18 protein-coding genes and 3 pseudogenes are annotated in these 22,233 nt (G+C 69.0%); 10 read left to right on the top strand and 11 right to left on the bottom strand.

Going from position 1 to position 22,233, the window contains the following annotated elements; genetic code table 11:
- The first annotated feature begins 191 nt into the window (after nt 1-191).
- From B4N89_RS36110 to B4N89_RS51945, 4 genes and pseudogenes are all read left to right on the top strand, one after another.
- Nucleotides 192-833 (top strand): carbonic anhydrase, encoded by a 642-nt coding sequence (locus tag B4N89_RS36110; protein ID WP_078980809.1) that lies wholly within the window; start codon nt 192-194, stop codon nt 831-833.
- A 413-nt stretch (nt 834-1,246) separates the two neighbouring features.
- Nucleotides 1,247-1,417, top strand: a complete 171-nt coding sequence (locus B4N89_RS36105; RefSeq protein WP_078980808.1) for a DUF5670 family protein — start codon at nt 1,247-1,249, stop codon at nt 1,415-1,417.
- A 1,005-nt stretch (nt 1,418-2,422) separates the two neighbouring features.
- Nucleotides 2,423-2,959 carry an excalibur calcium-binding domain-containing protein gene (locus B4N89_RS36100; protein WP_078980807.1) on the top strand — a complete coding sequence of 179 codons (537 nt, stop codon included), beginning with the start codon at nt 2,423-2,425 and terminating at the stop codon, nt 2,957-2,959.
- 90 nt (nt 2,960-3,049) lie between these two features.
- Nucleotides 3,050-3,204, top strand: a pseudogene (locus B4N89_RS51945) (DUF664 domain-containing protein); the annotation flags it as partial.
- A gap of 94 nt (nt 3,205-3,298) precedes the next feature.
- Here B4N89_RS51945 and B4N89_RS36090 read toward each other — a convergent pair.
- Together B4N89_RS36090 and B4N89_RS36085 are read right to left on the bottom strand one after the other, a co-directional pair.
- Nucleotides 3,299-4,114, bottom strand: a complete 816-nt coding sequence (locus B4N89_RS36090) for a sulfite exporter TauE/SafE family protein (RefSeq protein ID WP_235619136.1) — start codon at nt 4,112-4,114, stop codon at nt 3,299-3,301.
- Between the two features lie 1,059 nt (nt 4,115-5,173).
- Complete coding sequence (locus tag B4N89_RS36085; protein WP_078980805.1) at nt 5,174-6,190, bottom strand: hypothetical protein; 1,017 nt, start codon at nt 6,188-6,190, stop codon at nt 5,174-5,176.
- A gap of 603 nt (nt 6,191-6,793) precedes the next feature.
- Here B4N89_RS36085 and B4N89_RS36080 point away from each other — a divergent pair.
- Together B4N89_RS36080 and B4N89_RS50885 are read left to right on the top strand one after the other, a co-directional pair.
- Nucleotides 6,794-7,639 (top strand): ETX/MTX2 family pore-forming toxin, encoded by an 846-nt coding sequence (locus B4N89_RS36080; protein WP_078980804.1) that lies wholly within the window; start codon nt 6,794-6,796, stop codon nt 7,637-7,639.
- 417 nt (nt 7,640-8,056) lie between these two features.
- Nucleotides 8,057-8,557, top strand: coding sequence for a hypothetical protein (locus B4N89_RS50885; RefSeq protein WP_078980803.1), 501 nt, complete (start codon nt 8,057-8,059; stop codon nt 8,555-8,557).
- Between the two features lie 98 nt (nt 8,558-8,655).
- On the opposite strand, the gene B4N89_RS36070 is transcribed toward B4N89_RS50885, so the two are convergent.
- Nucleotides 8,656-10,080, bottom strand: a complete 1,425-nt coding sequence (locus tag B4N89_RS36070; RefSeq protein ID WP_101897460.1) for a glycosyltransferase family A protein — start codon at nt 10,078-10,080, stop codon at nt 8,656-8,658.
- Nucleotides 10,081-10,843: 763 nt separating this feature from the next.
- Nucleotides 10,844-11,476, bottom strand: coding sequence for a glyoxalase (locus tag B4N89_RS36065; RefSeq protein WP_235619135.1), 633 nt, complete (start codon nt 11,474-11,476; stop codon nt 10,844-10,846).
- A 1,037-nt stretch (nt 11,477-12,513) separates the two neighbouring features.
- Here B4N89_RS36065 and B4N89_RS36060 point away from each other — a divergent pair.
- Complete coding sequence (locus tag B4N89_RS36060; RefSeq protein WP_078981526.1) at nt 12,514-13,320, top strand: DUF4239 domain-containing protein; 807 nt, start codon at nt 12,514-12,516, stop codon at nt 13,318-13,320.
- Between the two features lie 331 nt (nt 13,321-13,651).
- On the opposite strand, the gene B4N89_RS36055 is transcribed toward B4N89_RS36060, so the two are convergent.
- Nucleotides 13,652-13,963, bottom strand: a complete 312-nt coding sequence (locus B4N89_RS36055) for a hypothetical protein (RefSeq protein ID WP_078980801.1) — start codon at nt 13,961-13,963, stop codon at nt 13,652-13,654.
- On the bottom strand, nt 13,948-14,097 hold the full coding sequence (locus B4N89_RS50210; RefSeq protein ID WP_161500936.1) for a hypothetical protein: 150 nt from the start codon (nt 14,095-14,097) through the stop codon (nt 13,948-13,950). The genes B4N89_RS36055 and B4N89_RS50210 overlap by 16 nt, the downstream gene beginning before the upstream one ends.
- A 322-nt stretch (nt 14,098-14,419) precedes the next feature.
- Between B4N89_RS50210 and B4N89_RS36050 the strand changes: the two are divergent.
- Nucleotides 14,420-15,644 (top strand): annotated as a pseudogene (locus B4N89_RS36050) (IS701 family transposase).
- Between the two features lie 463 nt (nt 15,645-16,107).
- Here the strand turns inward: B4N89_RS36050 and B4N89_RS50880 are convergent.
- From B4N89_RS50880 to B4N89_RS36035, 5 genes and pseudogenes are all read right to left on the bottom strand, one after another.
- On the bottom strand, nt 16,108-16,275 hold the full coding sequence (locus B4N89_RS50880) for a hypothetical protein (RefSeq protein WP_201261092.1): 168 nt from the start codon (nt 16,273-16,275) through the stop codon (nt 16,108-16,110).
- A gap of 656 nt (nt 16,276-16,931) precedes the next feature.
- Nucleotides 16,932-18,278, bottom strand: coding sequence for a carotenoid oxygenase family protein (locus B4N89_RS36045; RefSeq protein ID WP_078980800.1), 1,347 nt, complete (start codon nt 18,276-18,278; stop codon nt 16,932-16,934).
- A gap of 229 nt (nt 18,279-18,507) precedes the next feature.
- The gene (locus tag B4N89_RS36040) at nt 18,508-19,725 is read right to left on the bottom strand and encodes an MFS transporter (protein WP_268812568.1); all 1,218 of its coding nucleotides are present in this window, start codon (nt 19,723-19,725) and stop codon (nt 18,508-18,510) included.
- Nucleotides 19,718-19,789: pseudogene (locus tag B4N89_RS52780) on the bottom strand (hypothetical protein); the annotation flags it as partial. The gene B4N89_RS36040 and the pseudogene B4N89_RS52780, both read right to left, overlap by 8 nt.
- Before the next feature lie 540 nt (nt 19,790-20,329).
- Complete coding sequence (locus B4N89_RS36035) at nt 20,330-20,896, bottom strand: TetR/AcrR family transcriptional regulator (protein WP_201261091.1); 567 nt, start codon at nt 20,894-20,896, stop codon at nt 20,330-20,332.
- A gap of 782 nt (nt 20,897-21,678) precedes the next feature.
- On the opposite strand from B4N89_RS36035, the gene B4N89_RS36030 reads away from it, so the two are divergent.
- On the top strand, nt 21,679-21,945 hold the full coding sequence (locus tag B4N89_RS36030) for a hypothetical protein (protein WP_078980799.1): 267 nt from the start codon (nt 21,679-21,681) through the stop codon (nt 21,943-21,945).
- Nucleotides 21,946-22,016: 71 nt separating this feature from the next.
- Nucleotides 22,017-22,223, top strand: coding sequence for a hypothetical protein (locus B4N89_RS48205; RefSeq protein WP_201261090.1), 207 nt, complete (start codon nt 22,017-22,019; stop codon nt 22,221-22,223).
- Nucleotides 22,224-22,233: the final 10 nt, after the last annotated feature.

Raw genomic sequence — 22,233 nt, 5'->3', positions numbered from 1 at the left:
ATATCAGAATAAAAAAATGGCATATCGTCCCACAGTTTGCTTCGAACGACCCAATACGAACATCCGAACGAGAAAAAAACGAGCAGAAGCGAAAGAAAAAGAAATATTGGCAAGCAAATCCCGTTCGCCCGTCGGTGGCCGGCCGTACTCGGCCCACTCGACCGCCGCAACGCCCCTCGTAGGCTGCCGCCATGACGGAGATTCACACCCTGACGCCTCACGACGCCTTCGAACTGCTCATGGCCGGTAACCGGCGCTTCGTCTCGGACACCCCCGAGCACCCCAACCAGGACGCCGCACGCCGCACCGAGACCGCACCGGCCCAGAACCCCTTCGCGGTGGTGTTCGGATGCTCCGACTCCCGGCTCGCCGCCGAGATCATCTTCGACCGGGGGCTGGGGGATCTTTTCGTGGTTCGTACCGCCGGGCATGTCGCCGGTACGGAGGTCCTCGGCTCCATCGAATTCGGCGTGAGCGTCCTCGACGCGCCGCTGGTCGTCGTCCTGGGCCACGACTCGTGCGGCGCCGTCGCCGCGGCCCGCTCCGCCCTGGAGGACGGGCGCACACCGGGCGGTTTCGTCCGAGACGTTGTCGAACGCGTGACCCCGAGTGTGCTGGCGGCCCGCGCCGCGGGACGCGAGCGGGCCGAGGAGATCCTGGCCGTGCACATCGAGAACACCGTGGACCTCCTGCTGGAGCGCTCCCGCGTCCTGGCCGAGGCGGTGGCCGCCGGCCGCCTCGGCGTGGTGGGCCTGTCCTACCGGCTCGCGGACGGCAGCGCACAACTCGTCGCCACCCGCGGCCTCGACGCGACGACTCCCACCACGCCCTGACCGCCCGCTCGCCTCAGCCGACCGACCGAGCGGCCAAGCCTGGAGTTACGTTCCCACCGGTTGGCTCCCGCGAACCCCCGAAAAACGCCACGGCGTTCGTTGCGCGAGGTGTGGGACGTGCCGGAGTGATGTTCGCGAATGCCGTCTCGGCACAGTAAAGGTCTCATCTGTCGCCACTTCCTCCAGGGCCGCGAAGCAGGGCCCCGTATCGCGCCCGTTGAATCACGGGGTCTGAGGTGGCGCCGATGAGGACCGGCCTCGGCTGTGTCGCGCTGCGGGGGAACGCGGGTGAAACGGCTTCGGGGACAGCGAGAACGGCACAGATTCCTCTCCGGGAAGGCCCCCGGTAAACAATCCTTGTTTCAGGCATGCGCTCGAACGAGTGGGGCACACGTGGGTCGGAGGTAAAAACGATGATTCCCCTGCTGGTAGTCCTGCTTCTTGCCCTGATCCTTTTCGGTGCCGGTTTCGCGTTGAAGGCCCTGTGGTGGATCGCCGTGATTGTCCTGGTCGTATGGGCGCTCGGGTTCGTGCTCCGCTCGGCCGGCAGCGGCGGCCGCCGTGCCCGTTGGTACCGCTGGTAGCCACGCCGCCGCTGGCGGCACAACGCGAAACGGGCTGTGGTCCGACTCGGGAAATCCGAGTCGGACCACAGCCCGTTTCGGAATTCGTCGACGAAATCGAAATGTTCCCCGGGTACGACGCCTTCTTTCCCGGAAATGAATCTCCGTTTCTGGGGCAGGTGCGAAACACAGCCGGGGTCGCCGTGAACCCGCAGGGAATCCGCACCTCCACACGACGACCCCGGTCTCACCGTTACCGAAGCCGCCTTCCTCCTCTGGCGCACCGAACTCTTCGAGGGTTCGCGTTCGAGGAATCGGAGAGGCGGTGAACAACGTCCGTGAACCGGCGGCGAGCAGCGGTATGCCGCTGGTACGACGCCGGCACCATCCAGGTCCTGCTGTTCTGGCGTCTTCCTCGCCCGTACCCACGGAAACCTGGCCTGGTTCCTCTCCGGCGCCCTGGCCGTGCTCGAACCGGTCCTGCGCCGGCGTGCCCTGCCCTCCGAGACCCGTTACTCGTTCGGCACCGTCGTCGCGAGCCCCGAGCAGCACACGGGCGCCGAGACGTCCGCCGCGTTGACGGGCGCAAACGGGAGGACGACGACGGCAAGACACCCGTTCCCGACCCGCCGGTGTCTCCCCGGCCCTGGTCGGACGCCTCCGCACCCGCCATGGCTACACCTCCCCGGCCGGTACACCCACCTCGAGGAACTCGAACTCGAACCCGAACCCGAACCCGATCTCCCCTGACCCGCCGGCCAAATCGCACGCCGACTATCGGCCGATTGCCGCCTCACGGCAGCCACCGCTCGCCGGCCGTTCCGACGCCGTCCGGGTGTGAGGTGGCTTCGTGTGGATCATTATGATCATCCGGCGTGACCCGGTGCGGGCCCATACGTCGCACTGCGGCGTTTCGCGGTGACGCACGCCGACACGGTCACAGCCGTAACCAGGGGGGAACATGGGCGAATCAGTCGTGCCCGAAAACGATCGACGGTACTGCGGCGTGTCCCGGGGGTGGCACGCATGACGCACACAACGCAGCCCCAACCGACACCGGCCGGCCGGCCCTGGCACACCAGGACGGGCTGGATCGTCCTGCTCCTGGTCGTGTTCGCGCCCGTCGGCATCCTCCTCCTCTACCGCGCCGGCATATGGCAGGCGACCAGGCGTCACATCGTCAGCGCGGTCGCGGCCGTGTGGTTCGTGGTCCTGCTCGTCGCGGGCACCTCCGGCGGCTCCGACGACAAGGACGCGGACACGCCGTCGGCGCCCGCCGCCGTGGTGAGCACCACGCCCACGACACCCGCGGGTTCCGCGCCGCCGACCACACCCACGCCCCAGGACAAATCGTCCGCGCCGACCGGCACATCGCCGCGAACCACCGAGCCCGCGGTCCCGGCCACGACGAAACCGTCGCCGGCCACGTCGCGACCGGCCGCCGTCAGCTACAGGAACTGCGCGCAGGTCAAGGCCGCAGGCGCCGCGCCGATCCACCGGGGCGACCCCGGCTACGGCCCCCACCTCGACAAGGACGGAGACGGCACCGCCTGCGAGAGCTGATCCGGGCCCCGGATCGTCCACGCCCGGCGTGGGCCGCCCCGCCTCGGGGCGGCCCACGCACACCCGACCCGCCCGACCGGAATCAGCCCTGAAACGGTCACCGGGAACAGTTTGGACACCCGGGCCAGGGGAGCCGTCCGCGACGGTCTCCACGTCGACCTGCGCCGCATCCTCCTGCACCTCACCGAGGACACGGCCCGCCACGCGGCCACCCGGCCATCCTGCGCGAGATGTCCGACGGCACCCGACCGGCGATTCGATGCGGCGCGGATCAACACGTGGGGTGCCGGCAAGCACGCGGAAGATCCGTCGAATGCGAACTGCTTGTTGCGTCGATGCTCAGTCGTGCCGGGCGAGTTTGACCGCGGAAACCAGCAGGATCGCGGCCAGGGCGGGGATGAGGACGACGTCTGGGAACACACCGAGCAGGAGCCCGCCGCCCAGGGCCCCGACGGTCGAGCCCGCGGCCATGACGAGGGTGAAGCGGAGGTTGGCGCGCAGCACCGCGAAGCTTCCGTCGCGGCTGTAGCGGGCGAAGGCGACCAGCATGGTCGGCAGGGAGACCAGCAGGGACAGGCTGCCGGCGGTTTTGATGTCGACGGCGAACAGCAGCACGATCGTGGGGATCAGCAGTTCCCCGCCGGCGACGCCCATGATCGCCGCGACGATCCCGATGCCGAACCCGGTCGCGACGCCGCAGAGCACCCGCGCCCATCGCGACATCTCCGGCGTTCCCAGGGTGTCGGCGTGGGTGACCAGCAGGGCTGCTGCCATGAGCACCATCAAGGCGGCGAGCACCTTGTAGAGGGTGGTGCTGCGCATGCGGACCGCCCAGGACGCCCCGACCCACGCGCCCAGCAGGCTTCCCCCCAGCAGGTTGACCGCGACCGGCCAGTGCGACCCCACTTCGGCGGCGGACACCGCCGCCAGTCGGGAGGGCAGGGCCACCAGGACGACGACCAGGCTCATCGCCTTGTTCAAGATCACCGCCGACAGCGCGGCGAACCCGAACAGGCCGATCAGCAGGGGAAGGCGGAACTCCGCGCCGCCCAGCCCGATCATCCCGCCCAGGACGCCGATGGCCGCGCCCGCGCCGAACACCACGGGCGTCGGATGCGTCGAACGTATGGGCGCGAAGGCATCGTCAGTGGTCACGACGGGCATCCTCGCCGGTGGCGCGGTCCGGCCGCCACCGTGCGTTCCCGGTGACTGCGATCCGCCGCAACTCCGGGTCGAGTGCACCGAAATCGAGCGCCGCATGCGCTCGACCACGAAGCGAAGAACACATCTCCCGGAGGTGCGGTACCCGGCCACCACGGCAATCACCGTCACGGGCTTCCCCGGCGGGCTCGTTCAAGACCGGCCGGTTCCCGGCCGCGCCGGTACACGTACCCCTTCGGCCTCGCCGGTCGCGGACGGGCGCCGGTGTCGTGCCGGCCGACGCCCCGCCCGCGATCCGCCCGGTCGGCCTCGGGGGACGGGCCGATCCGGTGCGGCCGGGCCCGACGACGGGGGGACGCCAAATCCCCACACCCGGCCCAACGACGAACCGCCCCCGGGGGACGCCCGCCGGGCGCATCGACGGCGTCCGGGCGGGAGGCGGTCGGGTCAGTGCGGGCCGGCCGGGCCGGGGGGGGGTCGGCCGACGTGTCGAGCGCGGTGTTTTTGCCGCGTCGCGTCGATCGTCGGCAGACATGGCGGTGACCGTCGCGAACAGCACGTCGTTCGCGCCGGTTCTCGAACTCGTTCAGGGCGAGGCCCGGTTCGTGCACGACAACGCCTCGACCACCGTCGACACCGCGGGCCCCACCGCTTTCCGCCCGGCGCGACGGTCCCGGCACGAACTCGACCGGTCGGCATCGGCGGGGAGCGCAGTCCGAGGCGAGGTCGAGCACCGAGGTGTACCGGCCCGCGAGCCGGATCCCCGAGGGAGTGAGCCGGAGGCCGTCGTCCGCGTTCATGCCTCGACCGTACGACCGCCCGCTTCCCGCCGACATCCCGAGGACGCCCCGCGCTGGGACCTCACGGTGTTCCGGCCCCGGGCCGACGCCGGCGCCATGGTCATCGCCGGACCGGCACTTCCGCGGAGTGGCCCTCCCGGTCGAAGAAGCAGGCTGCTCGACGCGGCGGCGTACGGTTGGTCACCGCGCGGACGCCCGGACGGCGGCCCGGAAGGCCGGGCCGCCGGATCCCCGGGCGGACCGTCCGGGGCGGCTATCCGCAGGTGGAGTCGGTGGGTGTGTCGTGGGTGAGGGCGCAGATCATCTTCTTGCCGCGTCCGGGGTATTTGGCGAGGAGTTCGTCCCGGAAGTCCTGCCACTGGCGTTCGATGTCGGCGACCGCGACCTTGACGGCCTGGTTGGCGTTGTCGCCGATGTTACCCCGCGAGCTTTCCTTGCTGAGGCCTTTCTGGCCGGCGGAGTCGTAGTGGTTGATGCGGCCCTTGCAGTCGGCCTTCTTCCCGTCGTGCTCGTACTCGCCGGGGACACAGCCGGTGGTCAGCCTCGGGTCCACGGTCTTGGCCGCGTCCTTCTTCCACGCGGCCGTGGATTGGTGGCTGTAGGTACGCAGGGTGAAGAAGGGCGCGGGTTTCCTTTGTTGCAGCCCGGGCGGGTTGCCCAGGCCGATGCCGTGCTTCGGGTCGGCCTGGTCGCTCCAGTTGCTGTGGGCGTAGAAGTCCTCGACGACGTGCCAGGCGTGTCCGAGGTGTTCGAAGACCTCGCACTTGGCGCGGCCGCGGCGGTCGTCGTATGTGCAGGGATGGCCGAGGGCGACCTCTGCGGCCTTGATGTGCCCTCCGGCGTCGACGAGTCGGTCGGCGGCGGCCACCGCCTTGTCGAACCCCACGATGGCGGTCTGGACGCAGGCGAGGAGTTCGTCGGTGGCCTGTTGCCTGGTGCGCGGATAGGAGCCTGTGGCCAGATAGTCCGCGTCGTCGCAGTGGTAGCGGGTCTGCTCGGCGTGGATGTGGTCGTTGGTTTGGATGGCGCCCCAGTGGGTGTTGTCGATTTTGTGCGCGGCCATCGCGGCGAGGGAGAGTTTCTGGAAGCCGGGTAGGGCCCGTGTGGTGATGTCCGTATGGGTGTCGGGGCCGAAGGCGTGCGCGGGGACGGCGGCGACGGGAACGTAGGCCAGGGCGGCGGAGACGGCGAGAGCCGTGCGTATGCGCCACGACCCATGGCGGGGCCCGAGGCGGGCGGGGGCGGAACGGGGGGCGGAGGAGGCGTTCATGGCTGCTCCGTAGGGGATGCGGCGGCCCGGGGCCGGGTGTGGCTCAGGCATCCGTGCCGACCGGAGGATCCGAGGCGACCGGGATGTGCGACCGCGTCGGGTTTTCGCCTCAGCTTGGCCCGGGAACGGCTCCCACGACCTGTCCAACTAACCCATTGGTGGGATTTTCATCGCGCCGAAGCCCACCCGCGCGCGGAGGCCCGAGGGGGCGCCCACCCCGGTCCCCCCGCGGCCACCCCGGGCGGTTCCTGCGGTGAATCACCGGTGGACACCGGGCACGCTCGGCGTGGTGCGGTGGCGGTGAGTGCGACGCGAGACCCTCGTTATCGAAACCGTCCATTTGGTTGTATCGAGGTGCGGCTCACCTGCTACCGGGACATCGTGAATCGCGGAGTGCACGCGAGGGCGGACGCACAATCGGATGACGGTCACGTGGACGGGGATTGCGGGCCGTCCTGGCGTGGGTGACGCGAACGACGGGTCCAGCTTCCAGGACTGGGATTCGATCGGTCCGGACCGGTCGAATCATTCGGACGAACCCGGGGCCGGCCGCCGGCGGAGATCACCGGCGGGAGATCGGCGAAATCATGAACGGAGCATCGCATGGCGTTCCATTTGCACGTTGCCGCAGCCAAGCGCAAGGAGCACTGCAAGGCCTTCGGAAGCGGGAAGGAGATCCACCACGTCACCGACAAGGAGGCCAATTCCTTCAAGCTCACCGGGTCGGCCATCAAGGAGGGATTCGGGAAGATCCTCGAAGGTAAACCCGACCACGTCTACTGGCGCGACGAACATTACAAGACCTTTGGCTGGACCGTTCCCAGCACGACGCTGATCCTGGCCAAGTCCGAGATCATCGGCATCGACACGAAGCCGGTCATCGTGAAGGAGCAGACCTTTACCAACGATTCGTCCAAAGCCGGCGACTTCAACGCGTCCGTCCAGGACAGTGTGACCTGCAGCGTGAGCGACACCTGGACCCAGAGCAACAGGGTCGACGTCGGCCAGACCTTCAATTACCAGGTCGAATTCCTCGGAACCGGAGGCGGAGGGTCGACACAGTTGACCTACTCCCACGAGTGGGGACACAGCAAGACGGAGACCAAGGACATCACCGTCGGATCGCAGAGCGGGGTCACTGTCACCCTGCAACCGCACCAGTCGGTCGTCGCCGAACTCTCCGCAAGCCGCGGAACCCTAAAGGCGAGGTTCACGTTCCATGCGACCGTCAGCGGAGACCTGATCGGCTATTTCAACGAAAAGCACAAAGGCCACTGGTGGTGGTGCGCCCCCATCAACGAGGTCCTGCAGTGGGCGAAGCTGCCCACCACGTTGACCATCACCCAGGAAGTCGACGTCGACTACTACTGCAACGGGGAAGTCAGGCTGAAGGACAAGGACCACAAGTTGCTCGCCTACTTCCCGTTCGGCGTACGTGCGGGCGGGTAGAGCCGGCCCGTGTGACAGATGGTTCCGCTCCGACCCCGAGACGGCGCCGGCCGCCTGCACCCGGACCCGTTCCGAATACACCCCTCGCCGGCCGGGTCACGGCCCGGCCGGCAGCCCCGACACGTCCGCACCATTGCGTAGGAGATCCGGATCGGCTTCCACGCGGCCTTGAATCTCCTCCTCGAACCGCACAAGCGCGCCCCGCATTGTCACTGCGGACGAGCGAGGCACTCGCCGGCGTCGACGGCCCCGTCGAGTCCGAGCAGGAGGCGCGGTCGGCGACTGCCACCGCGACCAACGAACCGGGGCCGACGGCGAGGAAGATCCGCCACCGTACGCGCCCTGCCGAGACCCCATCCGCAGTTCACCCGGCCCGCGGCGAGTCACACTGCCCACGCACCCGAAGGAAACACACCAATGCCACTGCCGACGACCAAAAAACCCACAACCAAGAAGCCAACGACCACCAAAAAGCCGACGACTACCAAAAAGCCCACCACGACCAAAAAGCCGACGACTACCAAAAAGCCCACCACAACCAAGAAGCCGACGACCACCAAAAAGCCCACCACGACAAAAAAACCCCCGGGCAAGAAGAAGCTCAATGAATGCATCGGGAACAACTTCGGTTGGCATGAAGTCGAGACGGCAATTTTCGAAGCCAAGCACTCCACTCAGGACCAGTTGAAAAAAGCGGGGAGAAACCCACACACGTATTACAACAGCGAAGGATACCTTCCCCAGGGTTATACATATACGTCGTATGACCTCACAACCACCACCGACGGCGGGAGAGCCGGAGAACGCATCTACCAAGGGGAACCAACCGGCGGTGCGGGACCATCCACCTGGTACATCTCCGGGGGACACGGCAAGACCTTCTATGAGATCACCGATGCCAATGACAAAGTGAAATGATCTCGTGAGTCGTGGCACTCGGTGGGCTCGTCATCCGGTCCGATGCGGATGACAGGGACGTGTTCCCCGTACGGGGGCACGACCGGCGAGGGTCGCGTTCACAAGCCACCGGCGGCCTCGGCCGCCTTGGATGCGAGCCACGCGGGCACGGGTCCGTTCCGGTCGAGCCAACGCCTCGCGGTCCGCGGGCCCGCAGGCAGCTCGGCCAGGACCGACCGATAGGCGGCGCGCCGGTAGGCGACGATCATCCCCGTAGTCCCACCGTTGCCCCGGCGGTTCACCTCCGGGACGTGGACGGCCAGGTCGGGATGCGGCGCGTGCTCGCACCGCAATCTCTCGTGCGTACAGGCGGACAGGGTCCGGAGGCTGTCCGCAACCAGGACGCTGTCCCAGCCGTGGAGATGGGCATGGATCAAAAGCCGACGGTGCGTCAGCAGCTCGGCGACCTGGGGGTCGCCGTGGGCAACCGCGGCCACGGCGACGCCGCAGGGCACGGGTGGGCGCGCGCTCGTGCCCGGCTCCGGAGATTCGGCAGTGGGCGCCGGCCGGCCCCGACCAAGCTCCACCGGGTAGAGCGCGCCGTCGAAAAGGGCCGCCGGGTGTGCGAGTTCGACGCCCACGGCGTCGTGGACGGACCGGACGGACTCCGGTGCCATGTGTTCGCCGAAGTGCCGCAGGACCGGACCCGTATCCCAGCCGAGTTCGCTCCACGCGATGAGGTAGTTGCGCAGGTGGTCCTCCCAGGCGAGACGGTAGGGGACACCGGAGGGGCGCTCGAAGCGATGCAGCCAGCGCAGTGCGGGCAGGCACACGGTGCGCCCGCCGTTGCGGCGGATCTTCTCGTGCAGATAGCCCTCTTCGCATCCGAAGCCCCGGAAGCGGGTACTCAAGCCGGGCCAGGCGTCACGACGGCAGGCGAATACCCCCGTGCCCTGCATCGGGATGTCGAACTCCCCGGCCGCCGGGTCCTTCGCCCGGTCGTCCACCGCCCACTGGCCGTGCATCCCGTCGGACCACACGGGTGTCAAGTGCGTGCCGCACACGGTCACCGCATCGTCGTGCAGCAGCGGCCCCTGCACCAGGTCGCGGCAGCCCGGACGCCGGTCGAAGTAGTCGAGCACCGCCCGCAGGGCACCGGCGACCAACAGCACGTGGCTGTCCAGGACGACGACGATCTCGCCCGCGGCGAGCGGGAACACCATGTGCTTGACGGCCGTGGAACGCACCGTGGTCACCGGGACGTAACGCAGGTTCGGCACACCGGCCTCCAGCGACTTCAGGACGCCCGCCGCCGCTCCCTCCGGGTTGTTGTCGATCAGCAGAATCTCGGTCACCGGCATCACCTCGCCGTGGTGGAGCAGCAGCGAGGCGATGGTGAACCACGCGCCGTCGAAGTCGTCGTAGGTGCAGATCCCCACGGTCAACCGGGCCGGCCCCCTGGCGGGAGTCGCCCCGGGAACGCGGCCCGTCCCGGACACGATGGGAGCGAGAAGCCTGCGCAGTTCAGTGGCCGGGATGCGCATGCGCCCATCCCGACCGAACCCGGCCCGTATACGATCCGGTCTCGAACTTCGTGGGTCGTCGTCGCAAGGTGTGTCCCTTATCAGAATTCGTAGCAATCCCTCGATTGCCCTTAAATATCGGGCACATGTACATACGCCGGAATAGGCGCTGGAACCGTTCGTTCGGCGTAGACCCCCGAGACGGTTTCGCTTCGCGCCGCCGAGTACCCGTCGGAGAAGCGCCACCGCCAAGAGTCCGCCCGTAGCCGCAGCAAGACCATCGGCGGGGCCGGCGTCGCCGACGACCACATGATCTCCATGGCCATCGGCACCTGCGCGACCAGGAGATGAGCCTGCGCCGCGCAGCCGTCTAGGCCCCCCACGGCTTTGTCGGTGCCCAGGCAACGACATGAGCTTCCGCTTCCCCATCCACCACGGCACCACCACCCGCTCTTCAGGTTCGGTGAATAGGGCCGGCTGACCCGGCCCGGCCGAGCCGGACACCGACGTCACCGCGTCCGCCGGCTGCCTCGCCCGCCCCGCACACCCTGCTGCTCATCCGGGAGCGGACGCCCTGACGGTCGTCGAGGGCGTGCGCATCGCCGGTGGCGTCCGGGCGAGGCGTTCTGCGTGTGGGCCGCCGTCCGGCCTTGATCGGTGTCGCCGTGCCAGGCTCAGAATTTCGGGTCTCGGTCGTCCTCGGTGGGCGGCAGTCGCAGGTCAGCGGCGTTGGCCAGGCCGTCCTCGACCCGCCGTCGCTCGTCCGCGGTGAGTCGAATCGCGCTCAGCTCGGTGATCCACCCTTGATTCCCGCGCGTTCGTCGATGACGTTCGCCAGGTCGACGAGTGTCGCCAAGGCCAGCGCCCGTTCGAAGTCCGTTGCGGTCGCGCCGTGTTTGCGCAGGCCGACTTCGACGATCCGCAATGCCGCACGATCGTCGTGCTTGAAGTCGCGGTAGATGCGCGCGTTGTCGAGAACCCGGGCCAACCCTCGGAGTTGTCGCGAACCGCCGTACTCCAGTTCCTTCGGCTCGTCGCGCTGGACGAACGCGATCTGGTTGCCGGAAGGATCGATCAGCGTGAAACGACTCGCCCCCGGCCGGAAGCGGGTGATGCGCGGTCGACCGGTCAGCGGAACCTTGCCATAGGCCGCGCGCAGGGCCCGCGTGAAAGCGTCGTGGTAAGGCGCCACGGCGTCGACCCAGACCAGGCACCCGCCGCTGTTCTCCTCGGCCGGGTCCAGACCCTTGGGCGGCTTGCGAAAGTGCAGTTCCAAACCGCTCCATTCGAGCGAGAGATAGACGTAGGGCTTGGTCTGTTTGTAGGTGACCCGGAAACCGAGCACCTGAAAGAACTCGGCCGTCTCCTCCACCGCCACGCAAGGCATCATCGGCACGGTCGTCTCGTTGGCCTGCATCGTCGAGGTTGTCACCAGTACGCCCCTCCCGTTCGCGGGCGTTCGCCCAGACGCTCGATTGTGACCGCCCTCGACGATTTCCGCACATGAGTCTGCACACAACGCCCATATCGGATGTGGTCTGTGTCGAGGAGAAGCCGGCGCTGTGCCGGTCGGGATGTGGATGTGTGTGGGTGACCGTCGACGGACGGGTGCCTGACGCAAGTGGGTTGTCCTGTCGTGGAGTTGCCTGTGCCTGTGCCTGTGCCTGTGTCCGGGACGCGGTACGGTCCACGTCGTCGGTGGATCCTGCTGCTCGCTCTCCGAGGCCGGCACCAACGCATCGCTGCCCCCGAAGCCGACCACTTCCGCGGACGATCACCTTTCGGGCTGGGACGTCACCTACACCTTCAAGGCCGCTCCCGGCGCCGGCGCCACCCAGTGCGGAAATCAGGGCACCCATCGGATGCCGATCCGAAGGATGTCCCGGGCCTTCGGTCCCACGGTCCGGATCGACACCGACAGCCGGCCTGGGGGATGCGATCTCACGTTCTCCATGTCGAGTCCTGTCCGGGGGACGATCTACGTCGACTACTTCTCGGACGGCGACCGCGCCCAGTGCGGGAACGCCCTCCCGCGGTCGGACAAGGGCAGCCCCGTGGACAACTCCGCTACGTCCAGACGCGTATCGACACGGAAGATCGGTACGGCGGCTGCCAACTCCGGCTCCGGGTGGTCAGCCAGGCCGCACCGTCCGGCCACGGCGCCAGGCCCTGTCCGGCGAACCGCGGCGGGTTCGCGCCGCCTGAACCGCACTTTGCAGCCCCGGCGAAACAACCCAAGAGTGCCCGCGACTGCCCCGCGCCGCGTCGCGTTCGGCTGGTGCCGCCCAGGGGCATCCGTCCCGGTCGGACTGCTGCGGTCGGAGCAACGTGTACACCCGCCCCGCGTACACCAACCGCCCGGTCACGGGCTTTCCCGCCACGGGGCGGCGACGATCCGAATGTCCCCTCGCGTCCTGCCCGGCAGGGCCCGCCGCCCGTCCGAAGGTGTCGCCCGTGCTCCTGGTCATCGTCGTCGCCGTGTGTGCCCTGCTGGTCGGCTTGGCCGCCAACCGCTTCCTGCGCCCGCGCCTGCTCAAGGAGGACGACGGGACGGGAATGGCCGTCAAGGACCTCGTCGGCCCGCTGCTCACCCTCACGGTGCTGCTGCTCGCGTTCGTCCTGGTCACCGCGAACGGCTCGTACGGCAAGGCCGAGGTCGCCACCCGCGGCGAGGCCCGCGCCCTGGACCAACTCGTCGAGACCGCCGACTACGCCCCACCCGCCCAACGCGACCGCATCCAGGCCGACGCCGTCTGCTACGCCCGCGCGGTGCGCCACCGGGAATGGGCCGCCATGGGCGACGGCCACGGCTCCAAGGCCCCCAGCGTCTGGTCGGCCGACTTCCGGGCGACGTTCGCCCAACTCCAGGGCCAGCCCGTCTTCGGCATGCTCGTCTCCGCCGACAACAAACGCTCCGAGGAACGCGACGAACGCCTCACCCAGGCATCCGCCAGCATCCCGAGTGCCGTCCTGTGGTTCCTCCTCGCCACCCTCACCGTCACCGTCATCGCCCTGGGCATCTGCCTGCCCCGCCGCAACAACACCGCCCAGGTGATCGTCCTGTGCGTCATCACCGCGCTGCTGACCACAGCCCTGTGCATCATCCGCGACGTCGACCGCCCCTTCGGCGGCATCATCGACGTCAAGCCCACCGCCATCGCCGAGATCGAAGGCCAGGCCCACCGCGACTTCCTCAACGACAACCCCGACGGCCGACTCCCCTGCGACGACCACGGCAACCGCACCAACACCGGCGCCTGACCGCCTCGAGGCCGAGACGGGTCGTGGACGACGCGGGCGCGCGACCCGACGATCGGTTCCGGGCTCCTGCCGGGCAACACGAGGCCGCACACATGGAAGCGGCCCCACGGGACGAAGGAAGGCGCCTGTCCCACGAGTTGCCCGGCACTCATCGTCCCGACCCTGCGGCGAGACGCCCAACGATTCCGCTGACTCGCCGCGCAATACCCCGAACACGGGACCGTATCGAGACACCTGCCCGCCCGAGACACATCGAACTGTTCCTCGACGGCGGTGTGCCCGGAGTCCGGGTGGCAGGACCGCCAGGGCTCGTAAGAGCGGTCCGGGCCGCCTACTCGGGCAGGTCGGGCGTCATGGTGAAGCTGAGGACCATGACCTGTTCGTACCTCGGGGGGAACTTCTGGGTCAGCTTGAGGAGGATCTTGGCGTCGACGTCGATGTCGTTCTGCTCGATGGTGATCGGGCTGCCCTTGCCGTCCTTGTGGGTGTCGCCGATCTTGACGATCGTCTCCTTGTCGGGGCTGGAGACGGTCAGGGAGGAGGTGATGTTGTCGAAGTCGTCGCCGACGTCACCCGTGTCGGTGAGAGTCCTGCTGCGGCCGGCGAACTTGGCGTCCTCGTACAGCGTCACGTCACCGTCCACCCCTTCGGGATGGTGACCGAGCTGATGAAGTCGTCGTCGTCCAGGGCGCTCGTGTCGTAGGCGCCGGGCTCCAGGATCTGGTTCTTGCCCTTGCAGCCGCGCTCGCCGTGAACGATCACGTGATCGGTGGCCATGGTTGCCTCGGTTTCCTGCGGTCGAACAAGACGAAGGCGACGTTAGGGACCACGGGCCCGGGTGGGAGGCGGACTCGCCCGAACATTCACTCCTTCGTGCGCCGGGCATGTGCCCACCACCGGTCGAGATCGCCTGCCGGACGCCGGTAGGTCGGCGCGGTCGGACCATCGGGCAGTCGCTCCAGCGGGGCACTGCACACGCTCTCCAAGAAACCACCTGGCTCGAGAACCGCGCCGATGCCGTCGATCTCGCGCGCTGGTCGACCTCCGCCTCGAACCCACCGCCGACCGCACCCGGTGCCCGACCCCGGCGACACCATGAATCACAGGGGGCGGCCCGGCCGTCGGCGAAACCGCCGGGTGGGATGTGTTCGGGTCGCTGTCGAGGGTGGATCAGCGACGCCAGGGCGATTGTCATGTGCGTGGGTTGATGGTGGACGGTCGGCGGAAGTCGATCGTGCCGATGGCGGAGCGGTTGCCGGACGGCACCGCGCAGGCGTTGCAGCAGTTCGTGGCGGACTCGCCGTGGGATTACCAACGGGTGTTGCGGCGGGTCGCGGAGCGGATGTGTGCGGCGATCGATCCGCGGGTGTGGGTGGTGGACGACACGTCGTTCCCCGAGTGCGGGAGGGCGTCGGTCGGGGCCGCCCGGCAATATTGCGGAGCGTTGGGCAAACGGGCGAACTGCCGGGTGGGGTGAGTGTCCACGCGGCGACGGACGCGATGTCGTGTCCGTTGCAGTGGCGACTGTTCCTGCCCGAGGAGTGGGCGCAGGGCCCAAAGCGACGCAGTCGGGCCGGGGTTCCGGAGGATGTCCGGCACGTCGAGAAGTGGCGCCCGGCCCTGGACGCGATCGACACCCTGATCGGGCGGGGACCGGTTCCGCCGGTGATCGTCGCCGATGCCGGCTACGGACGAATCGGCGAGCATCGACACGAACTCGGGGCGCGTGGACTCGACTTCGTGGTCGCCGTGCGCGGCGACGAGATCGCCCACACCGGCGACGCCGTCCCGTCGACGATCGCGTACTCGGGCCTGGGACGGCGCCCGCTGCCCCGGTATCGGGACCGTGCCCGTTCCCTGGTGGAGCACGCGGTGGCCGCGGGGCGGGAGGCGTTCGTCGAGGTCGGGTGGCGGCAGGGCTCGCGCGGCGCGATGCGCTCGCGGTTCGCCACGACCGCGGTGCGACCGGCGGGAAAGGTCCCGGTGGGGCTCGCCCGGGCCGTCGCCGGGGACGCCGACATCGCCTGGGGCGGCGTGCTGCCCGTGTTCACCCTGCTCACCGAGTGGCCGGACGACGCCGAGGAGCCGACCGACCACTGGCTGACGAACCTGCCCCCGGACACACCCATCGCGGAGTCGGTCCGACTCGCGCAGATGCGATGGCGCGTCGAGCACGACTACCGCGAGCTGAAACACGGCCTCGGGTTGGACCACTACGAGGGCCGGACATGGCGCGGATGGCACCACCACGTCACCCTGGTCACAGCCGCCACGCCTTCCTCACCCTCCACCGGACCGACCCAAAAGCCCTCACACCGGCCTGACGCTCTACAAGGTCCTCGACACCCTCCAGGACCTCCTCGGCCGTTGGACCGGAACCTGCCCCACCTGCCACCGGGCACTGCCCCGCCAACGCCGATTTCGAAGACCAAAACCAATACCAACCTGACAAAGCACTACTGAATAGCGTTGCAGCGCTATTCAGGCGGTGTTCCAGGTGCGGACGTCTCGGATCGCCCGGGGCCAGGACGGGGGTGGGGGCGGCGGCACGGTTTCGGGTCCCCCTTGCCGGTGTCGTTGCGGGGCTGCGATCCCGGAGCGTTCGTCAATTCCTGTTCGGTGACCCGGGCGTCGCAACAGAACGAGGGCGCGTGGTTCACCAGGTCCGATGCCGGCGAATAGCCGTCTCGGAGGGGGCTCGGAAGTCGGCTCACCCGACTTCGTCCTTCACCTGCTTGTAGCTCTGCTCGATCCAATGACGGATCCCGTGGGTGCGAACGATCTCTGTCAGATCGGCGGCGGGGCTTCGCCCTCGCGTGCCCCGCCCGGGCGGGGCGGGTTCGTGGCGAGGCGCCGGGTGACCTTCGTGGGCAACGTCGCCGGGTCGGCGGTCGCCGCCACCAGTCGGGTCGTGGCGTCCGGCCCCACCATCCCGACGTCGCGTCGGCGGCCCACCAGGTCTCGGTATGCCCGCCGCGGAAGGTGCGCATCGCCGCGTTCCGGTCACCCGGATCTCGCAGCCCGCCCCAGGAGAGATCGCGGGCGGTGTCGACAGCGGGTGGGATACCGCCCTCCAGGCGAGGTACACAGCGAGTTCGAAGGGTTGCGACTCGCCGCATGAATCGACAGTCACAGTCCTGTCCGAAAACCGCGAGGTCCCTCAGTCCCGCAGCGCCGGACACTGCCGGACGACTTCAAGCCGTACCTCCACGAGCGGTTCGCCCAGGGATACCGCAACGCCGGCCTCCTCTTCCGCGAGGTCCAGGGCCGAGGTTTCCACGGCAGCCGCGCCACCGCGAACCATCACATCCGCCGACTCGAGCAGGGCGCCGTGACCGCGCCTCGGCCGCCGGCACTGCCGAAGCCGCGGCGGGCATCGCGTCGGATCATGCCGCCCAGCCTCCGGCCCGAGGGGACACTCGCCCCGGCCACGCCCCTCGTCGCGGGATAGCGGCCGCCCGCTGACGTGAGTCGGGCCGTGCGGTCGGCGGGAGGGCGACGCCTGTGCGCGGGCCGTGTTCGGCGAGCCGACCATGTCGCCGGACGGACGGGTCGAGTCTCCGGCCCCGCCGGACCTTCCCGACGGGGCGTCGACCGACGCGGGACGCACGTCAATTCGGGTCGGGGATCCAGGATCCGTGGATCATGGCCGGGACCCGGCGCGGCAGGTGCACGGTGGCGACCGGGGTCGCGGTCAGGTCGCGCGCGTCGAGGACCAGGAGTCGCGATTCGTCGGAAATGAGGTCGCTGACGACGGTCAGGAGGTAGCCGTGGTCCTCGTCCACCGCGTCGGCGGCGCCGACGAAGACCGCCTCGCTGGGGAGTTGGCCGACCCCGACGGGGCGCAACCAGCGCTCCCCGGTGGCGCGGTCGTACTTCACCAGGGTGTGGTTGCCGATGCCCTGATCGTCGGGGAAGGCGAGGGCGTACTGGTAGCGATGGACACGGCCGAGGCGAGTCTCGTTGATGGTGGGGAATTCGACGTTCAGGTCGTCGGTCCGCTCCTCCCGTGCGGTTCCGGCGCCGGGATCGACCACCCAACGGCGGCCTGTGGAACCGGCGACCGGCTCCGCCCCGCGACCGGGTGCGCCCACCCACCAGTTCCACGAGCGCTGCCAGCCGTCACGGTCGACCGTGACGCCTTCGATGACGATCCGGCCGAGAACGTCCTCGTAGGCGTTGGCGAAGTGCATGCCGAAGCCGGCCTCGATGTCGAACCAGCGCACTTCCGCCGCGCCGCCGTCGCCCTGCGGCAGGACCCCGATGCGGCACCGCTGGGCATCGCTCCAGGCGTACGGGATGCCGGAGTGCTCGGTCGGGTCGAAGGTGACCGACCCCTCGAGGAAGACGACGTGGTGCTCGGTGATCGCGAAGTCGTGCTTGAGCGCGGCCGACGCGCCCGGGATTTCCTGGCTCTGCACCAGAGCGCCGTCCGCGCCGACGACATGGTGGGTGAGGAACGGCGGGAATGGCGACGACGCGAAGAAGTGCAGTTCGCCGGTGACCGGATTTTCCTTCGGGTGCGCGGTCATGGAGGAGTGGAGCCGACCGCCGAAGTCGTACGCGCCGATCGTGTCGAGCTCGGGCGTCAGTTCGTAGGGCAGCGCGGACTCGCACAGCGCGAGCAACCGCCCGCCGTGTTCGATGACGTGGGTGCCGGCGGTGCTGACCCTGAAGTCCGGGCCCTGCTCCGTGATGTAGGGCGCGCCGTCCAGGGCCGGAGTGCGCACCCAGCGGTTGCGGTACCACTCGGCGTTCCCGTCCCGCAGCCGGATGCCGTGCACCATGCCGCTGCCCTTGAACCAGTGTGTCGGGACAACGCCCGGCTTGGGGTTGTGACTCGCGCGCAGCAGCCGACCGGTCAACTCGGCCGGGAGGGTGCCTTCGACCACCAGGGAAGTGGCGGTGACCTCGTCGGTGACCGGGGTGTAGTGACCGGTCAGGTAGGGCTTGTTCATCGTGGGTCCTCTCGGGCTTCGACTTCGGGCTTCGAGATATCGGCTTCGGCGTGTTGATCGTGGTGGGCGGGTTGCGGTGCCTGTCCTCGGCGGGTGGGGCCTCGGATGCGCGATGGTCCCGCGAGGGCCCGGGGGTCGTGTCCGAAACTGTCGGTGCCCGCGTCGCAGGGAAATCGGCCGGACTCCGACTTCCCTCCTCCACCGGGGTTTTCGCCGATTCCGTCACGGCTCACGTGGCGGTCTCCCGTCCCGGGGGCGTCGTGACATGGGTGCTGCGGGGGCCGTCCGGGGCGGCGGGCTGTGGTTCGACGCCCGGTTCGGCACTGCCGCCGGCCGCCCCGTTCGTCGGCTGGGATCCGCCCCGGCTGCGGGCAGCCAGGAGTGGGACCAACAGCGTGCCCACGGCGGTGATCGCCGCCGAGACCAGGAAGGCGGTCCGATAGCCCTCGGTCAGGGCCACCGCGCGAGACGTCCCGGGAAGGAACGAGTCGGTGCGGGACGCGGCGAGGGTGCCCAGAACGGCGAGGCCGAGCGCGCCGCCGATCTGCCGGGTGGTGTTGACCAGCCCCCCGGCCAGCCCGGCGTCCGCGGCCGTGACGCCGGCGACCGCCGCCGCGGTCAGTTGTACGAACGCAACTCCCAGGCCGAGCCCGATCAACACCGTCGGGCCGAGTACATCGCGGAGGAAACCGCCGTCGGCGGAGACTCGTGACAACCACAGGAAGCCTGCCGTGAGCACGGCCATACCGACCGCGAGCGTGTTCCAGGGCCCCCATCGACGCGCCAGTCGCGGCGCCGCCGAGGCACCCGCGATGTTCGCGATGGCGAGCGGGAGTTGGGTGGCGCCCGCCGTCAACGCACTCTCACCGAGCACCTGCTGCTGGTAGAGCGGCAGGAAGAAGAACAGTCCCACCCACACCGCGCCCAGCAACGCCATCACCGCATTGGCCGGCGCCACGCTGCCCGCCGCGAGCAGCCGAGGCGCCAACAGCGGTGCGGGGTGGCCGTGTTCGATGACCGCGAACAGTGCCAGCAGCACCAGAGCCGTCGCCATCGAGGCCAGGACCCACGGGTCGGTCCAGCCCGAACGCCCGGCTGCGGTCAGGGCGTACACGAGCGCCACGAGGCCCAGGGTGACGGTCAGCGTCCCGAACGGATCCAGGCCGCGCGGACTCGGCCGCGGTCCCGTCGCCTCGCCGACGCGGACCAGCCGGCCCGAGGCCGCCAGCACGGCGGCGGCGGTGAAAGCGCTCGCGAAGAACACACTGCGCCAGCCGAGCTCTTCGGTGAGGACGCCGCCGAGCAGCACCCCCGCGGCGCCACCCGCCCCCGACACCGCGCCCCACACCCCAGAGCCCTGCCCCGGCCCGGCCCCGGGGGAAGACCTGCATGACGAGGGACAACGCCGCCGGAGCGATCGCGGCCGCGCCGACGCCCTGCACCGCACGGGCCGTGATCAGTTGCCATCCGCTGGTCGACAGGGCCGCGACCAGCGCGGCGGCCGCGAACACCGAGAGCCCGCCCAGCAACAGGCGACGGCGCCCCACCAGGTCGGCCGCCCTGCCCCCGGTAGCAGCAGCGCACCGAAGGCCAGTCCGTACGCATTGATCACCCAGGCCATCCCGGACCCCGACAGCCCGACACCGTCGCGCACCTGCGGCAGCGCCACGTTGACGATGGAGGTACTGAGCACCACGACGAATTGCGCGCAGGCCAGGACACCGAGAATCACCCCGGGACCTACCGCGCGCGCCTTCGTCGCGGAAGCGGCGGGTTCGGAACAGCGATCGTCGTCTCGCATGAGAACTCCGTCCATGTGTGGTTGATCAATCATCCTTAACGCCCCGGTAAGTGCGTCCCGAGGAGCAACAACCACGCCGTGGCATATCGGGCCGTTGCGGGAACCGCACGGGAGCACGTACGACACCAACGGCGCCCAAAGCTGAGTGGCTGATCACTCACTCAATGGGGCGGAGAACCACCGACTCCGAGGCCAAGCCGACCACCGGACCGCGCGCGGGGTGTGACGAACCGTGCCTGAGCGCGCCCGTTCAGTAGTGCCGTACGCCGGTCATCAACGTCCGCGTCCACGGCGCGTCGACCTCGTCGGCGCCGATCGCGGACACCAGGTGGCAGAGCATTCCCGTCGCGAAGAACCGCTGGACCTCCGCGTCCTTGCCACCGGACGCGCCACGCACGTATTCCACGAGTCGCGCGTATCCGGCGCGCACGGCCTCCCGGACAGCCGGCTCGGACGCGGCTGCGGCCTGCGCATGAAGCTGTACGAGGATCAGGTCGTTGTCCCGGATCAAGAGAGCGTAGGCGTCCGCCATCGCGGACAACACCGCCTCCGCCGAACTGTCCGTCGCGACGGCGGCACCACGCTCCAGACTCTGCCGTACCCGGACGAAGCAGTACTCGACGACCGCCACGAACAGACTCTCCTTGTTCGGGAAGAGCCGGAACACGTACGCCTGCGAGATTCCGGCGGCCTTGGCCACCTCCGTGGTCGTCGTGCCGTAGTAACCTCGCGCCGCGAACGCCCCGATCGCCGTGCGCAGCACCGTCTCGCGGCGCTCGTCGGCGGTGGAGAGTTGCCTCTGACGTTCCATGTTCATGTGAGTACTCAATCACTCACACGACATCTCGTCAATCCCTGATGCCTGGCGATCGACGCTGGCGAGCGGTTCCTCCCTTGACCGGAGAGTCAGTGAGTGATTAGCTACTCACACGCAGGCCATCGTTGAATGTCTGCCGTTCACCCAAGATCGGCACCCTGCGCGCGGCCAGAGCCTCCAAGTCCCGGAGGCCCCGTATCGCCGCAGCTCACACTTACCTGCCGCATCCGGCCACCCGCTCCACGCACGGCTTGTGAGTGGTCAATCACACCAAAATGCTCGACCCGACCCGCAGACGACACACCCGAAACCCCGCCGCCATCCGCAACCGACCCGGGAGTTCCCGCCGTGGGCACGAACTACACCGTTTACGACGCCGGACCAGCACCGCCCTCCCACCGATCGAGGCCGGCGGCGCCGAAGACCCCGTCATCGCGCGGTTCTCCATCACGGTGCAGACCCCGCTCGCCGACGTTCGCACGGCAACATCGACGGTGTAAGGCTGCAAGGCATCGAAGGCGCCCACGTCCGGACGTCGGGCGAGCAGGGCGGCGTCATGACGGTCCGTACCGACGAATCCTGGAGCGACGCGCCGGTCGCCGCCGTATCCCGCGATCTGCGCCACGCGCTCGACCACTACCCGAAGCACCGAACACCGGTGGTACCCCCGCTCCCATGCCGAGGTGTCGAGCCACCGCGCAGCAGCCGATCGATGCACCCGACGCCGCCGACCGGCGGCCCCGGCCCGTCGACCCAACACCCGTCACCGAACAGGGATCACCATGACCAACCACACCGACACATCGACCGGATCCCCCATCTCTCTCGCCAAACACGACATCGGGACATCCACCGAGTCCGCCCACGAAGACGCCGGGAAGTGCACGGCCAAAAAAGCCAAGACCAAGACCAAGACCAAGAAGAGGAAGGCCACCAAGCACCGTGTGGCCGAGGCGGCCGTGTACACCGGCCTGGGGTTGCTGATCCTGATCGAACCGTGGGTTTTCCTGCTCCTGGTCCCGGTCTTCCTCCTCATCATGTGGAAGTAGCCCCTCCGGTCCCCCACCGCCTTCGCGCGCGGCGCACGCCACAGGGCACCCAAGCCTCCCGAAGAATGATCATGAGCAATACCACCATCAAGGCCGCCCTCACCGATCTCCCGCTCACCCCGGAGCCCGACCTCCAGAAAGCCGCCGACCGGCACTTCGCCCCCGACTACCGTCAACGTACGGACGGGGAACGGCCGATCGCGGCGAGTTCGTCGCGCACATCGCCCACCTGTGCGCGGCCGTGGCCGAGGGCAGTGTCGAGGTCCACGAGGGACTGACCGACGGGAC

The sequence above is a fragment of the Embleya scabrispora genome (genome assembly GCF_002024165.1).
Classification (GTDB): domain Bacteria; phylum Actinomycetota; class Actinomycetes; order Streptomycetales; family Streptomycetaceae; genus Embleya; species Embleya scabrispora_A.
Note: the sequence above shows the minus strand (reverse complement) of the source record. Positions and strands in the feature narration are given on the sequence as shown.